The sequence below is a fragment of the Cellulosimicrobium sp. SH8 genome (assembly GCF_025818875.1).
GTDB classification, from domain to species: domain Bacteria; phylum Actinomycetota; class Actinomycetes; order Actinomycetales; family Cellulomonadaceae; genus Cellulosimicrobium; species Cellulosimicrobium cellulans_D.
In genome coordinates this window covers 525,090-539,729 of record NZ_JAMXMH010000002.1, presented here as the reverse complement: position 1 = coordinate 539,729, position 14,640 = coordinate 525,090, and the positions used below count along the sequence as shown (strand labels likewise).

At 74.3% G+C, this 14,640-nt stretch carries 14 protein-coding genes; 8 read left to right on the top strand and 6 right to left on the bottom strand.

Going from position 1 to position 14,640, the window contains the following annotated elements:
• Positions 1–146: 146 nt before the first annotated feature.
• The gene (pntB, locus tag NF338_RS05105; protein ID WP_264029779.1) at positions 147–1,559 is read right to left on the bottom strand and encodes a Re/Si-specific NAD(P)(+) transhydrogenase subunit beta; all 1,413 of its coding nucleotides are present in this window, start codon (positions 1,557–1,559) and stop codon (positions 147–149) included.
• Positions 1,556–3,157 carry a Re/Si-specific NAD(P)(+) transhydrogenase subunit alpha gene (locus NF338_RS05100; protein ID WP_264029778.1) on the bottom strand — a complete coding sequence of 534 codons (1,602 nt, stop codon included), beginning with the start codon at positions 3,155–3,157 and terminating at the stop codon, positions 1,556–1,558. The genes pntB and NF338_RS05100 overlap by 4 nt, the downstream gene beginning before the upstream one ends.
• Positions 3,158–3,415: 258 nt before the next feature.
• On the opposite strand from NF338_RS05100, the gene NF338_RS05095 reads away from it, so the two are divergent.
• Positions 3,416–3,742: a hypothetical protein gene (locus NF338_RS05095; protein ID WP_264029777.1), complete on the top strand. Its 327-nt coding sequence runs from the start codon at positions 3,416–3,418 to the stop codon at positions 3,740–3,742.
• Positions 3,743–3,766: 24 nt separating this feature from the next.
• On the opposite strand, the gene NF338_RS05090 is transcribed toward NF338_RS05095, so the two are convergent.
• Entirely contained in the window at positions 3,767–6,577 is a 2,811-nt protein-coding gene (locus NF338_RS05090) for a flippase-like domain-containing protein (protein WP_264029776.1), read from the bottom strand.
• Positions 6,578–6,746: 169 nt separating this feature from the next.
• Between NF338_RS05090 and NF338_RS05085 the strand changes: the two genes are divergently transcribed.
• From NF338_RS05085 to NF338_RS05075, 3 genes are all read left to right on the top strand, one after another.
• Complete coding sequence (locus tag NF338_RS05085; protein ID WP_264029775.1) at positions 6,747–7,697, top strand: HdeD family acid-resistance protein; 951 nt, start codon at positions 6,747–6,749, stop codon at positions 7,695–7,697.
• Positions 7,698–7,746: 49 nt separating this feature from the next.
• A complete protein-coding gene (locus NF338_RS05080; RefSeq protein WP_264029774.1) occupies positions 7,747–8,595 on the top strand; it encodes a hypothetical protein in 849 nt (282 codons plus the stop codon).
• A 93-nt stretch (positions 8,596–8,688) separates the two neighbouring features.
• Positions 8,689–9,153 carry a DUF3592 domain-containing protein gene (locus tag NF338_RS05075; protein ID WP_264029773.1) on the top strand — a complete coding sequence of 155 codons (465 nt, stop codon included), beginning with the start codon at positions 8,689–8,691 and terminating at the stop codon, positions 9,151–9,153.
• Positions 9,154–9,210: 57 nt separating this feature from the next.
• Here NF338_RS05075 and NF338_RS05070 read toward each other — a convergent pair whose 3' ends face one another.
• The 3 genes from NF338_RS05070 to NF338_RS05060 form a co-directional block, all read right to left on the bottom strand.
• Positions 9,211–10,092 carry a CPBP family intramembrane glutamic endopeptidase gene (locus tag NF338_RS05070; protein WP_412846121.1) on the bottom strand — a complete coding sequence of 294 codons (882 nt, stop codon included), beginning with the start codon at positions 10,090–10,092 and terminating at the stop codon, positions 9,211–9,213.
• A 174-nt stretch (positions 10,093–10,266) separates the two neighbouring features.
• Positions 10,267–10,632: a hypothetical protein gene (locus NF338_RS05065; protein WP_264029772.1), complete on the bottom strand. Its 366-nt coding sequence runs from the start codon at positions 10,630–10,632 to the stop codon at positions 10,267–10,269.
• Complete coding sequence (locus NF338_RS05060; RefSeq protein ID WP_237841311.1) at positions 10,629–11,579, bottom strand: SPFH domain-containing protein; 951 nt, start codon at positions 11,577–11,579, stop codon at positions 10,629–10,631. Before NF338_RS05060 ends, NF338_RS05065 begins: the two co-directional genes overlap by 4 nt.
• 220 nt (positions 11,580–11,799) lie before the next feature.
• On the opposite strand from NF338_RS05060, the gene NF338_RS05055 reads away from it, so the two are divergent.
• From NF338_RS05055 to NF338_RS05040, 4 genes are read left to right on the top strand one after another with little or no spacing between them, the layout of a single operon-like run.
• On the top strand, positions 11,800–12,543 hold the full coding sequence (locus NF338_RS05055) for a hypothetical protein (RefSeq protein WP_264029771.1): 744 nt from the start codon (positions 11,800–11,802) through the stop codon (positions 12,541–12,543).
• Positions 12,536–12,841 carry a transcriptional regulator gene (locus NF338_RS05050; protein WP_087470732.1) on the top strand — a complete coding sequence of 102 codons (306 nt, stop codon included), beginning with the start codon at positions 12,536–12,538 and terminating at the stop codon, positions 12,839–12,841. Before NF338_RS05055 ends, NF338_RS05050 begins: the two co-directional genes overlap by 8 nt.
• Entirely contained in the window at positions 12,838–13,821 is a 984-nt protein-coding gene (locus tag NF338_RS05045) for an ABC transporter ATP-binding protein (RefSeq protein ID WP_264029770.1), read from the top strand. The genes NF338_RS05050 and NF338_RS05045 overlap by 4 nt, the downstream gene beginning before the upstream one ends.
• Positions 13,818–14,615 carry an ABC transporter permease gene (locus NF338_RS05040; RefSeq protein ID WP_087470734.1) on the top strand — a complete coding sequence of 266 codons (798 nt, stop codon included), beginning with the start codon at positions 13,818–13,820 and terminating at the stop codon, positions 14,613–14,615. Before NF338_RS05045 ends, NF338_RS05040 begins: the two co-directional genes overlap by 4 nt.
• Positions 14,616–14,640 lie beyond the last annotated feature (25 nt).

Genomic DNA, 14,640 nt, shown 5'->3' with positions numbered 1-14,640 from the left:
ACCGGAGGCCTTCGTCATCCGGTAACCCGGCCCCGTGTCCTCGTCACGGGATCGGGACAACCTCCCTGGACATCACATCTAGGCAGCCGGGGCGGCCCGGAGCGCCGCGCGAGCGTGCACCCCCCGTGGTCGAGGACGGCGGCCGGTCAGCCGACGCGCAGCGCGGCCACGATGTCCTCGACCCGCTGCTTCGCGTCGCCGAAGAGCATCCCCGTGTTCTCGCGGAAGAACAGCGGGTTCTGCACCCCGGCGTAGCCGGCCGCCATCGAGCGCTTGAAGACGACGACCTGCCCGGCCTCCCACACGTGCAGCACGGGCATGCCCGCGATGGGGGAGCCGGGGTCGTCGAGCGCGGCCGGGTTGACGGTGTCGTTGGCGCCGATGACGAGCACGACGTCCGTGTCCGCCAGGTCGTCGTTGATCTCGTCCATCTCGAGCACGATGTCGTACGGGACGCGCGCCTCGGCGAGCAGGACGTTCATGTGCCCGGGCAGGCGGCCCGCGACCGGGTGCACCCCGAACCGGACGTCCGCGCCGCCGTCGCGCAGGAGCTCGACGAGCTCCGCGACGGGGTACTGCGCCTTGGCGACCGCCATGCCGTAGCCGGGGGTGATGACGACGCTGCGGGCGTCGCGCAGGAGGGCCGCGACCTCGTCTGCGCTCACCTCGCGGTGCTCGCCCTGCGGACCCTCTCCGCCCCCGGCGGGGGCAGCGCCCTCCTCGGCCCCGAACCCGCCGAGGATGACGGACACGAACGACCGGTTCATGGCCTTGCACATGATGTAGCTGAGGATCGCACCGGAGGACCCGACGAGCGCGCCCGTGACGATGAGCAGGTCGTTGCCGAGCATGAAGCCCGCCGCGGCGGCGGCCCAGCCGGAGTACGAGTTGAGCATCGACACGACGACGGGCATGTCGCCGCCGCCGATCGACGCGACGAGGTGCCAGCCGAGCGCGAGCGACACGACCGTGAGCAGGAGCAGGGGCCAGATCGACGGCGCGACGACGAACCACACCACGAGCCCGACGCTCACGACGAGCGCCGCGAGGTTGAGCAGGTTGCGGCCCGGGAGCTGGAGCGGCGCCGAGCGCGTGCGCCCGGACAGCTTGAGGAACGCGACGACGGAGCCGGTGAACGTCACCGCGCCCACGAGCACGCCGAGCGAGACCTCGACGAGGTGCGCGACGTCGTCGGCGCCGGCGGCGTAGGCGGTCAGGTAGGAGTTGAAGCCGACCAGCACGGCCGCGGCGCCGACGAAGCTGTGCAGGATCGCGATGAGCTCGGGCATCTGCGTCATCTCGACGCGGCGCGCGCGCCAGGTCCCGACCGCCGCGCCCACGAGGAGCACGAGTGCGATGAGCAGCGCCGTGACGAGCACGGGCCGGGCGCTCGTGCCGAGCGCGAGGACGATCGTCGCGGCGAGCGCGAGGACCATGCCGACCATGCCGAGCAGGTTGCCGCGGCGCGCGGACTCCTGCTTCGAGAGTCCCGCGAGGCTGAGGACGAAGAGGACGGCGGCGAGGACGTAGACCGCCTGGGCGACGGACGTCGCGGTCATCGGGCCACCCCCTGCGCGCGTGCCGGGGCGTCCTTGCGGAACATGCGGATCATGCGGTTCGCCACGAGGAAGCCACCGAAGATGTTGATGCTCGCGACCGTCGCGGCGAGCAGCGCGAGCGTCGTCACGACCCAGTCGTCCGAGCCGATCTGCAGGAGCGCGCCGACGAGGATGATGCCCGAGATCGCGTTGGTCTGGGCCATGAGCGGCGTGTGCAGCGAGTGGGTGACGTTCGAGATCACGTAGTACCCGACGATCACCGCGAGCGTGAACACCGTGACGTGCCCGACGAGCGACGGCGGCGCGAACGACAGCGCGAGCGTCACGAGCACCGCGGCGAGCGCGGCGCCCACGGTCCGACGGCGGCGGCGCAGGCTCGCGGCCGACGCCGCCTCCGCGGAGTCCCGCTCGCGCGCCGCGGCCTCCAGCGCGGGGTCGGGTGGTGGCGCGGTCGACCCCGGGGCCGGGGCCGCGCTCACCGCGACGGGTGGCGGCGGCCACAGCACCTCGCCGTCGCGCGCGACGGTCATGCCGCGCTGGACCGGGTCGTCGAGGTCGAGCGCGAGCTCGCCGTCCTTGCCGGGCGTGAGCAGCTCGAGCAGGTGCACGACGTTCGTCCCGAGGAGCTGCGACGTGTGCTGGGGGAGGCGCCCGGCGAGGTCGGTCCAGCCGACGACCACGACGCCGTTCCCCGTCACGACGCGCTCGCCCGGCACCGTGAGCGCGCAGTTCCCTCCACCCGAGGCAGCGAGGTCGACGACGACGCTCCCCGGGCGCATCCCCGCTACGGCCTCGGCCGTGAGGGTCCGCGGCGCGCGGCCGCGCACGAGCGCGGTCGTGACGACGACGTCGGCCTCGGCGGCCTCGCGCGCGTACACCGCGAGAGCCGCGGCCTCCTGCTCGGGCGTGAGCGGCTTCGCGTAGCCGTCGGCGGACATGCCCTGCTGCGCCGCGGGCTCGCGCACGGCCGTGCCGCCCATGGACTCGATCTGCTCGGCCGCCTCGGAGCGCACGTCGAACGCGCGCACCTGCGCGCCCAGGCTCGCCGCCGCGCCGACCGCGGCGAGCCCCGCGACGCCGCCGCCGATGACGAAGACCTTCGCGGGCGGCGTCTTGCCCGCGGCCGTGACCTGTCCGGCGAACATGCCGCCGTACTCGCCCGCGGCCTCGACGACCGCGCGGTACCCCGCGACGTTGGACAGCGTGCTCAGCACGTCGAGGGCCTGCGCGCGCGAGATGCGGGGCACGGCGTCGAGCGCGAGCGCGGTCACGCCGTGCGCCGCGAGGCGCTGCACGAGGTCCGGGTCGTTCGCGGGCCCGAGCATCGCGACGAGCGTCGCGCCCGGGCGCAGGAGGGACACCTGGGCGTCCGTCGGCGCGTTCACCGCCGTGACGACGTCGGCGCCCCACGCGGTCGCGGCGTCCACCACGTCCGCCCCGGCCGCTTCGTACGCGGCGTCGGAGAACGTGGCCCCCGCGCCGGCGTCATGCTCGACGACCACGTCGTACCCGAGCGCCCGCAGGCGCTCGACCGTGCGCGGGGTCGCGGCGACGAGCCGCTCCCCGTCCCTCACCTCGCGTGGGACACCGATCCTCACGTGCGGGCTCCTCACCTCGTCGAGCATCGTGGGCGCCCGCGCGGCCGGAGACGACGGCGGGTGCGCGGCGAGCCTATCGGGGGCCGCCGTCGTCGTCCCGGGTCCAACGTCCCCGGGCGGGCGCGCCTCGACCCGGCCGGCGCGCGTCGCGCCCGCGGCGGGCACCGGCGGGGAGTTCTCACCATCGCGCGAGGTGGCGGCCCGGGCGCCGGGTCCGCGAGGATCGGGGCTCCGTCCACACCGACCCCAGGGGGAACCATGCGCCGCACCACCGTCCGTACCGTCGTCCTCGTACCCGTCGTCGCGCTGTGCGCCGTCGCGCTCGCCGCGTGCTCCGTCAACGCGAACCTCACCGTGCCGGCCTCGAAGATCGCCCAGGACGCCGAGGGCGCCCTCGCCGAGATCGGCGAGGCCGACGTCGACTGCGGCGAGGAGAACGTCGACCTGGTGAACGGCGAGGTCGTCGACTGCGAGCTCACCGACCCGGCGTCCGGGAACGTCTACGACACGACCGTCACGCTGTCCGACGTCGACGGGACCAAGTACCACGTGGACGTCAAGGTCGCCGAGACCCCGCAGGGCTGACCCTGCCGGTCCGACGCGCGGCGGCTACAGGTCGCCCTGCTTCTGCAGGTACCGCATCGCGACCCACCCGATCGGGATCCGCGCCCAGTAGGTCGCGACGCGGAAGAGGAGCGTGGCCGACGTGGCGAGCGCGACGGGGACCCCGGCGGCCGTGAGGCCGGCGGTGAGCGCGAGCTCGATCGTGCCGAGGCCGCCCGGGGTCGGCACGGCCGCCCCGGCGGCGTTGCCCACCAGGTAGATCACGGCGACGTCGACCAGGTCGAGCTCCTGCCCGAACGCGGCGAGCGCCGCGTCGAAGGCGAGCACGTAGCCGAGCGTCATGATGATGTTGCCGGCGAACCCGATCGCGAGGCGCCCGGGCTGGCCCAGCATCTCCGACAGGCGGGGCCACACCTGCTGGATCGTCGGCCGGATCTTGGCGAGCGCCCAGGCCCGCACGGCCGGCACGAGCAGCGTCGCGAGGACGGCCAGCGCGACGCCGCCGATCGCGAGGAGGACCGTCGTCGACGGGAGCTGGACGAGACCGCCCTCCCCGGTGAAGATCGACAGGACCACCAGGATGAGGATCGTCACGACAAACTGCGACACCTGGACGAGCGCGACGGTGGCGACGGCCATGGGGGTCGAGATGCCACGCCGGGTGAGGAGGCGCAGGTTGAGCGCCGCCGGGCCGATGCCGGCGGGCGCGGCGAGCGCGACGTAGGAGCCGGCCGCCTGGGTCAGGTTGACCCGCCAGAACGGCAGCCGCTTCGGCGAGAAGGCGGTGAGCGTGAGCGCCGCGCCGAGCCACGTGAGGATGCCGAGCACGAACGACAGCACCGCCCACCACGGGTTCGCCTCGGTCACCGCCTCGGCGATCTGCTCGAAGTTGAACGAGGTGACCAGGGCCGTCACCGCGGCGATCACGAGCGCGATCGTGAGCACCGTGCGCGCGCCGAACCGCGTGATGCGCTGCGGCTCGACGTCCGCCTCCGGCAGCCGCTCCACGAGCGCCGCGCGCAGCTCCTTGAGGAGCTCCTTGTTCTGCCGGATCTCCTCGCGCGTGCTCGGGGGCAGCGCGACGGACTGGAGCAGCGGGCCGATGGCGGCGATGTCGTCGTCGGGCAGGACGCTCACCGCGGACTGGACGGCGCGTCGCGCCCCGACGCGCAGCGCGAGGAGCGCGACCATCTGGGCGAGATCCATGCGACGCGCGAGCTCGGACGACGCGATGTCGCCCTGCTCCCACCCGGTGAGCCAGACCTGCGGCGCGCCCGTCGCGGGCTCGCGGGAGACGAGCATGACGTCGGACGTCAGGGCGCGGTGCGCGATGCCCGCCGAGTGGGCGAGCCGGAGCTGGCGCCACGCCTCGTTGAGCACCGAGTCGGTGAGGTCCTCGACGGTGAGGTCGCGCAGGGAGACGGCGCCGGTCGCGTGCTCCTGGACGAGCACCATCGAGTCGTCCGACTCCGCGACGCCGAGCAGGCGCGGCGTGCGCACGCCGGCCGCGCGCGCGGCGTAGGACAGCAGCGCCGTGCGCTCGGCCGCGGCGCGCAGCGAGATGGCCGCGCGGCCCTCGCTGCCGCGCAGGCGCAGCGACCGCCAGAACCGGGTGAGGAAGCCGACGACCTGCCGGTCGCCGTCGAGCACGACGACGTCCCTGCGCACGCCGTCTTCCGCGAGCATCGCGTAGACGCGGTTGTCGCCCGCGCGGGCCAGGGCTATGGCGGCGGGGTCGGAGGGCGCGTCCTGCGCGTCCGCCGCGGGCGCGCGTCCGTTCGTCCCGCGCCGCTGCGTGCCCTCGTCGGCAGCGGGCGCCGCCCCGAGGTGCTGTGCGGCGAGGGCGGCGTCCGCGGTGAGGACGGTGCCGGCGTCCTCTGCGGCCCCGGGGGCGCGCAGGACACCGACGTGCACCTCGGCGGTGATACGTCCCTCGGCGTCGACCTCCGTGATGGGGTCCTCGGCCGCCTCGGCGAGCTCCTCGTCGTCGGTGACGTCCCGCACGCGGACCAGGGCCGTGGGGGAGAACCCGGCGCGCCGCACCCCGGACACGAGGTCGGGCCCGTAGGCCCGCTCGCTGCGCACGCCCGAGACGTAGCGCACGGTCAGCCCGGCGATGCGCCCGAGCAGCAGCGTGATGAGGATGCCGGGGAGCGAGACCTGGCCGGTGATGAGCACGACGCCGATCGCGACGAACAGCAGGTTCCACGACCACTTCACGGTCCGGCGCCGCGTCCGCGTGCCCGCCGCGGTGAGGAGGCCGCCGATCGCGGCGACGTAGCCCGGGACCGTGAGGCGCCACTCGCCCTGCGTGAAGACCGAGAGCCCGCGGATGAGCTCGTCCGACCCCCAGGTGCGCAGCGCGAGCACGACGAGCACGCCGAGGAGCAGGCCGAGCGCGGCGGCGACGATCGACTCGACCACCTGGCGCCCGAGCCGGCGGACGCCCAGCTCGGTGAGGACGGCGATCGGGACGAACAGCGTGATGAGGCCCTCGAGCACCTGCACGGGGACGAACAGGATGCGCGCGAGCAGGTCCGAGAAGTTGCGGACGTCCTCCGCGACCCCGGCCGTCGTGCCGTGCGCGTACACGGACATGAGCAGGACGACGACGACGCCCACCGCGCACAGCACGAGGTTGACGAGGTCGATCGGGTGCCGGACGCGCTGCTCGGCCGTGTCGACGACGCGGACGGTCCCCGCGTCGTCGTGACCCCGGCGCGCGAGCAGGGCCTCGAGCGCACCGGTCTGGGGACGGGTCTCCGCCTGCTCGGACCGGGCGAGCGAGCCGACCTCGACGACCGCGCCGACGTGGGGAGCGTCGCGCTCGGTCGGCTCGGGGGCGGGGGAGGCCATGCGAGCGAGTCTAGGTCGGGGCCCTCGCGCAGGCGCGGTATTTGGCCGATTCCTCCGGGCGATTCGCCCCGTTCGCCCGCATGCTGGACGGCTCGCGGCCCCCGCTCGGCGGGCGGGTGTGAGCAAGGCCTCCCTAGCATGGGCGCAGGACCGGACCCGGGAGGTCGGCATGGCACGTGGCACGACGACGGAGCGCGGCACCGCGGACGGGTCTGACCGTCCGGACCGTCCCGCGACGCCCGACGCGAACGGGCAGGAGCGCAACCCCTTCCGCAAGGTGTGGTGGCTGCCCGTGGTCCGGGGGACCCTCCTCGTCGTCCTCGGCCTCCTCCTCATGATCGAGCCGCTGGAGCAGCTCGGGACGCTGCGCGTGGTGCTCGGCGCGTTCCTCGTGGCGGACGGCGTGCTCGTCGCCGTGCAGGGGTTCGTGCACCGCCGGCAGGTCGGGTCAGCATGGTGGCTCGCGCAGGCGGGCGTCAACGTCGTGTTCGGCGTCGTCGTGGCGCTCTGGCCGGACCTCACCGCGACCGCGCTCTACTACGTGCTCGCGGTGTGGGTGCTCGTGCTGGGCATCACCACGATCGCCGGGGCGGCCGCGCTCGTCCGCAACCGCGACCTGGGCTGGGCGTGGATGCTCGCGGTCGGGATCGTGTCCGTGCTGTTCGGGGTCCTGCTCGTCACGAGGCCGCTCGACTCCTTCGACGTGCTGCGCCTCGTCGCGGTCGTGTTCGCCCTCTACGCGTTCGTGACGGGCGCGATCCACGTGGTGTCGGGCTTCGCCGTCCGCGCCGTCGCGCGCGAGCTCGCGGACCTGCGCGCACAGGCCGTCGCGGCGGGCGTCGTCGTGACGGGCGGATCCGTGCTCGGCGCGCCTGCCGCGCACCCGGGCGTCGCCCCGCCGTCGGCCACGGGGACGACGGCGCCGCGCGACCCGAGTGCGCCACCATCGCCGTCGCCGTCGCCGTCGCCGTCGCCGTCGCCGTCGCCGTCGCCGTCGCCGTCGCCGTCGCCGTCGCCGTCGCCGTCGCGGTCGCCCTCGCCCTCGCCCGCGCCCTCGCCCTCGACCTCGGCGGAGCCGACGCCGGAGCCGTCGCGGGAGGCGGATCCGGACGGGCCCTGACGGGCTGCTTTAGCATGTGACCGCCGTCCGTCGAGAACGAGGAGCACCGGTGGTCACTGCGTACGACATCCTGTTCGGCCTGACCCCGCAGGACGCGGTGGACGGGTCACCGGTCGGGACGGCGGACCTGCTGCCGCCGCCCGTCGCGCCCTGGGGCGACGCTGTCTGGGGGTGGATCGGCGACGCGGGGCCGGGGATCGAGCCGCGGACGTGGCCGCGGAGCCCGAGCACCGGGCTGCCGATGCGGCACGCCGTCACGCTGCGGCTGCCGGCCGAGTACCAGCGTCGGGGCCCCGGGTTCCCGGGCGTGGCGTACTTCCTCGGCGAGGGGCAGTTCGCCACCGAGCACGACGCGAGCGACCCGGACGACCCGTTCGTCGTGGACCTGCGCGCGGCCCGGCAGCACCCGCAGGCGCTCGTGCTCAGCGACATCATCGGCCAGAGCTTCGCCCTGGTCTGGCTGACCGAGCCGGAGCTCGCCGCCGGCCCCACCGCCGCCCCGCCCGACACCCGTCGTCCGGGCGAGCACGTCGCGACGGACGAGGGACAGAACGCGTGGGACCCGCCGCTCGGCACGCGTCGCGGCGAGGACATGACGGTCACCCGGTGGGCCTACCTCGTCCCGAGGGTCGACGACCCGAACGCGGGCCTCGTCCCGGGCCGGGAGGAGGACGGGTGGGTCTCGCCGTGGGACGAGGACTGGACCGGGCTCCCGGAGGAGGAGCGCCCCTGGGCGGACGACCACCTCGGCGGGACGTCCGAGGCGATGGTCGACTCGCTCCCGGACGACTTCACGCCGCACTACCTGGAGCTGTCCACGCCGACGTGGGACGTCGACTACGGCAACCGCGAGACGCACCTGGTCGACCTGGAGACCGGGGCGTTCGGCATCGCCTGACCACAGGTGGTGCGCCGGCCGTGGCCCGCGCCCCGGGCGCGGCGTCCCGGCCGCTAGCATCGTCCCCGCCGTCGACCCGAGGGGGACCCGCCCGTGAGCATCCTGTTCATCATCGTGCCGCTGTTCCTCGGGGCCGCCGGCCTGTGGACGCTGTTCGGGGCGCTGCGCGGGCTGGCCGGCGTCCGCTCGCTGCAGCGGTCGGGGCAGGCGACGTCCGGGCTCGTCGTCGCGGCGCACGTCCAGCACTCGTCGCGCGGGAGCGGCTCCGACCGCGAGACCACCTCGCGGGTCGTCGAGACGATCGAGTTCACGACGGCGGACGGACGCCGGGTCCGCGCGGTGCCGTCGTTCTCCGACGTGGGGATGCTGGACCGGTCCGGGAGCGAGGTCAGGGTGATCTACGACCCGGCCGAGCCGACCCGCTTCGCGGCTCCCACCGGCGACCGCCTCGGCGCGGGCGGGCAGGTCGGCCGGATCGTCTTCTCTCTCGTGTTCCTCGGATTCGTCGCGTTCTTCGTGCTCGTGTCGCAGTCGATCCAGCGCTTCTCCCCCTTCTGAGGGGCGCTCGGCGCCGAGGCCTCGCCGGACCGGGGATCTCGCTCGGCGGGTCCGCGGTCAGGCGAGGCCGAGCGACTGCTTCCACTCCAGGGGGAGGAGCGCGTACCCGACGAACGCGACGACGTCGAGCAGCGTGTGGGCGATGACGAGCGGCATGACGCGGTGCCTGCCCCAGCGGGACGTGTAGAACCACGAGAAGACGACGCCCATGACGACGTTCCCCACGAACGGGCCGAACCCCTGGTACAGGTGGTAGGACCCGCGCAGCAGCGAGCTCCACACGACGAACTTCACGCGGCCCCAGCCCAGGTCGCGCGTGCGCTCGAACAGGTAGCCGACCGCGATGACCTCCTCGAGCAGCCCGTTCTGCAGGGCGGCGAGGATCAGCACGGGCACGGTCCACCACGCGGCGTTGAGCGCCGACGCCTGCACCTCGACCGTGATGCCCAGGAGGCGGCCCAGCGCGTAGAACCCGAGACCGGGGATCCCGATGGCCGCGGCGAGCGCGAAGCCCCACCCGACGTCGCGCAGGGGCCGGGCGCCGTCGAGCCCGATGGCGCGGACGGCCGAGCGCCCGCGCGCGCTGAGCAGGTACAGCGCGAGCGCGACGGGCAGCACGGCGAAGAAGATCCCGGCGAGCTGGTACGTGAGGTCGAGGTAGGGACGTGCGGACTGGCTGACGTTGAGGCTCGCGGACTGCTCACCGAGCGGGGTCCCGGCAGTGAGGCGCGCGACGATGTTGATGATCGCGTAGACGGCCGACTTGCCCAGGCTCAGGCCGAGGACGATCCAGATCTCCGCGCCGATGCGGCGTCGTGTCGCCCGGTCCGGGCGGTCGTGCGCGTCGACGGCGTCGGCCTCTGTCGGGGCCGCCGTCGGGCCGGGCGCGGGCAGCGGCTCGGGCGCGGTCGCGGGGGTGGACGCGGTCAGGTCGGGCACCGTCCGGTTATAGCACCGGAAGCCGGGAGCAGCCTCGACGTCGCCTGGACGCCCGCTGTCCGCCGACGACGAACCTGCTCCGCGTCGACCACGAGGTTGCTGTCGTTCTCGGCCCCAGAACGACAGCAACCTCGTGCTCGGCGGGTCGGGGTTGGCCGGTCGGGGGGAGCGGGGTCAGGGGGTGCGCGGGCGGCCCGGGCCTCGGGGCGGGCGGACGTCGCGGGGGAGGCGTCCGGCGTCGTCCAGCGCGCGGCGCAGCAGCATCTCGATCTGCGCGTTGACGCTGCGCAGGTCGTCGCCGGCCCAGCGCGCGAGCGCGTCGTGCACGGCGGGGTCGAGGCGCAGGAGCACCGACTTGCGCTGCGGGCGCTGCGCTCTACCCGTGCCCGTGCCCGACGCCGGCTGCTCGGCCTGCGGGGGCGCGTCGCCCTCCGGCGTGGCCGGCTCCCCGCCCGCGGGGACGCCGCGGCCCGACGACGGCCGGTCGCCGTCGTCGGGCGCGTCGCGCTTCTCGGGCGGCGTGGGCCCGACGGGCGTCACTGGTACAGGGACCCCGTGTTGACGACGGGCGTCACGCGGCTGTCGCCGCACAGCACCACGAGGAGGTTGGAGACCATGGTCGCGCGGCGCTCGTCGTCGAGCGTGACGATGTCCTCCGCCTCGAGGCGGGACAGGGCGTCCTCGACCATGGACACCGCGCCCTCGACGATGCGCGACCGCGCCGCGATGATCGCGCCGGCCTGCTGGCGCTGGAGCATCGCCTGGGCGATCTCCGGGGCGTAGGCGAGGTTGGAGATGCGGGCCTCGATGACCTCGACGCCCGCCACGACGACGCGCGCCGCGACCTCGGCCGCGATCTCCGCCGACACGACCTCGGTCGCGCCGCGCAGCGACTGCTCGCCGGCCTCGGCGTCGTCGTAGGGGTGTGACATCGCGACGTGGCGCAGCGCCGACTCCGCCTGGACGCGGACGAAGTCGGTGTAGTCCTCGACGGCGAAGCTCGCCTTGGCGGTGTCCGCGACCTGCCAGACGACGATCGCGGCGATGTTGATCGGGTTGCCGTCGGCGTCGTTGACCTTGAGCTCGCTGGTCTCGAAGTTGCGCACGCGGACCGACACGCGCTTGCGCGTCGAGAACGGCACGGTCGCGACGAGGCCGGTGCGCCGGATGGTCCCGAGGTACCGGCCGAAGAGCTGCACGACGAGCGTCTGCCCGGGGTTGATGACCTTGACCATCGTGAGCAGGAAGAGGCCCAGCAGGATCGCGACGACGCCGAGCACGGCACCGGCCGGCGTGGCGGTCGCGAACAGCGGGATCGACCCGCCGAGGAGCGCGAGGACGAGCAGGATCACCAGGCCGCCCCCGCCCGCGCCGAGCGACCACGCGGGCTGCTCCGTGACGTCGACCCGCGTGCCGTCGTGGCCGACGGGACGGCCGGTGGGCTCGCCGCCGACGGACTCCTGCGGGGGTGCTGCGCTCTCGGTCACGGTGTCCGTCCTCTCCTGCGGCCGGGGCCGCGCACGTCGTGTATAGCAAAGTGATATCACATTACGGTGCGGTCGAGCGACCCCCCGGTCCCCGTCGCCGAGCACTCCCGTGCCCGCTGCCGAGGGGGGCGAGAAGGGGGTTGCGCGACCGGCGCCACTCGTGGCAACCTACAAACAGGTTTGCAGTGCAAAGTAGTTTTCAGGACCTCGAGAGGACACCATGACGACGGACCACGGCGACGAACCCCGCGACGGGGCTGCCGAGCCGGACGAGCCGGCGCTCGACGTCGCCGAGACGCTCCGCCTCATCCGCGAGCAGCAGGACCGCGCGCGGGACGCGACCGGGCCCGACGCGCGGCTGCTCTTCCTCGCGTGGGGCGTCGCCTGGCTCGTCGGCTACCTGTGCCTCTGGGCGAGCGCCGTGCACGGCGGCGCGGGGACGGGGAGCATGGTGGGCGCCCAGCCCGAGCCGTGGGCGTTCTGGGTCTTCTTCAGCCTCATCGCGGCGGCCGTCGCGTTCACGATCGTCCACACCGTCACCCGCACGGTCGGCACGCGCGGCGTCAGCGCCCGGCAGGGGGCGCTGTACGGCTGGTCGTGGACCCTCGGCTTCGTGTCCTACGGCTTCGTCCTCGGCGGCCTCGCCCGTGCGGGGGCGTCGGACGAGGTCATGGCGCTGGCCAGCAACGCGTTCGCGTGCGTCGTCGTCGGCCTGCTCTACCTCGGGGGCGGGGTCGCGTTCTGCGAGCAGCGGCTCTACGTCGTCGGGGTCTGGATCCTCCTGGTGGCCGGGGTCGCGACGATCGCCGGCCTCCCGCTCACGTATCTCGTCATGGGCGCCCTGGGCGGCGGCGGCTTCCTCGTCATGGTCGTCGTCGAGCACGTCCTCAAGGTCCGACGGCGCCGCCTCGCCCGCGGCACCCCGCCCGCCCGGGTGGCGGGGGAGGGCGCGGCCGATGCCTGACACCGAGCTCGACCCCGTCATCCACGCCCCGGCGCGGCTGCGCGTCGTCGCGACGCTCGCCACCCTCCCGACCGGGGACGAGCTGTCCTTCCCCAAGCTGCAGAAGCTCCTCGACATGACCGCCGGGAACCTCTCCACCCACCTGCGCAAGCTCGAGGACGCGGGCTACGTGTCCGTCACCAAGACCCACGAGGGCCGCACCCCGGCCACCTACCTCGCTCTCACCGCCCGTGGCCGTGTCGCCTTCGAGGACTACACGACCGCCCTGAACACGCTCCTGAAGGGAGCCGCAGGATGAGCACCGACCACGCCCAGCACGTCGGGTCCGTCCCGACCACCCGACCCGGCCCGGCGCCGTCGGGCACCGACCACGCCCGAGCGGTCGTCGCCGTCGACCACGTCACGCGCACCTTCGGCACGGTCGTCGCGCTCGACGACGTGTCCCTGACCGTCGGGGCGGGCGAGCTCGTCGGCCTGCTCGGCCCCAACGGCGCCGGCAAGTCGACCCTGCTGTCGCTGATCAGCGGGCAGCGCCGGCCCGACGCCGGGACGGTCCGCCTGCTCGGCGGCGACCCGCGGGACGCGCGCAGCCGCGCCGCGCTCGGCCTCACGCCCCAGGAGACCGGCCTGCCCGCGACGCTCAAGGTCCGCGAGGTCGTCGACTTCGTCGCCGGCCACTACCCGGACCTCGTCCCGACGGCGGAGCTGCTGGACCAGTTCGGGCTCACCGAGCTCGCGGGCCGCCAGACGGGCGCGATGTCCGGCGGGCAGAAGCGCCGCCTCGCCGTCGCGCTGTCCCTCGTGGGCCGGCCGCGCGTCGTCCTGCTCGACGAGCCGACGACGGGCCTCGACGTGAGCGCCCGCCAGGCCCTGTGGGACGCGATCCGCGCGTACCACGCCGACGGCGGGACGGTCCTCCTGACCAGCCACTACCTGGAGGAGGTGCAGGCGCTCGCGGAGCGCGTCGTCGTCATCGACCAGGGCGTGGTCAAGGCCGACGCCTCGCTCGACGCGATCCTGCGGCGCGTGTCGCTGCGGCGGGTCGTCGTCGGGTCGCCCTCGGACCTCGCCGACCGGCCCGGCGTCGTGCGGTCCGACCGCCTCGGCGACGGCCGCCAGGAGCTCTACACGCCCGACGCCGACGCGCTCGTGCGCGAGCTCGTCACCTCGGGCGTCGACTTCCACGACCTCGAGATCCGGGGCGCGAGCCTCGAGGAGGCGTTCGAGCAGATGGTCGCGCGCGACGCGACCCCGACCACGGAGGCACGGGCACGATGACCACCACGACCCTCCCGGGCGGCGCGCCCGCCAAGGCCCTCCCCGGGCCGCTGCGCCTGACCTGGCTGCACCTCAAGTACCAGTTCCTCGAGACCGTGCGCGTGCCGGTCGCCGTGCTGGGCAACCTGCTGTTCCCGGCGCTCGCGATGTTCTTCTTCGTCGTGCCGCAGAAGGAGGTCGCGGGCAACCCCGTGGCCGCGACCACGGCCGTCGCGTCGCTCGGCCTGTTCGCGATCTGCTCGGCGAGCCTGTTCACCTACGGGCTCGGCGTCGCGGAGGACCGGCAGCTCCCGTTCGACCCGTTCGTGCGCTCGCTGCCCGCGGGCCCGGCGCCGCGCATGGCGGCGCGCGTGCTCAACGGCGGCGTCTTCTCGCTGTTCGGGCTCGTCCCGCTCATCCTCATCGGCTGGCTGTTCACCGACGCGAGCGTCACGTGGAGCCAGCTCCTCGCGGGCGTCGGGACGGTCCTGCTCGTGTCCGTGCCGTTCGTGCTGCTCGGCATGGCGATCGGCTACTCGCTGTCCGCGAAGGCGGCGCTGCCGGTCGTGCAGGTGATCCTCTTCCCGCTCGCGTTCGCCGGCGGCCTGTTCCTCCCGCCGTTCCTCTTCCCCCCGTGGCTGGACGCCATCTCGATGGCCACGCCGACGCGCGCGGGCCGTGACCTGCTCGTCCAGGCGCTCACGGGCGAGCCGGCGTACGGGGGCGCCTGGTTCGTGCTCCTCGGCTGGACGGTGGTCTTCGCCGCCCTGGCGGTCGGCGCCTACCGCCGCGACGAGGGCCGCCGCTTCCGCTGACCCTGCCGGTGCGAACACGACGTTG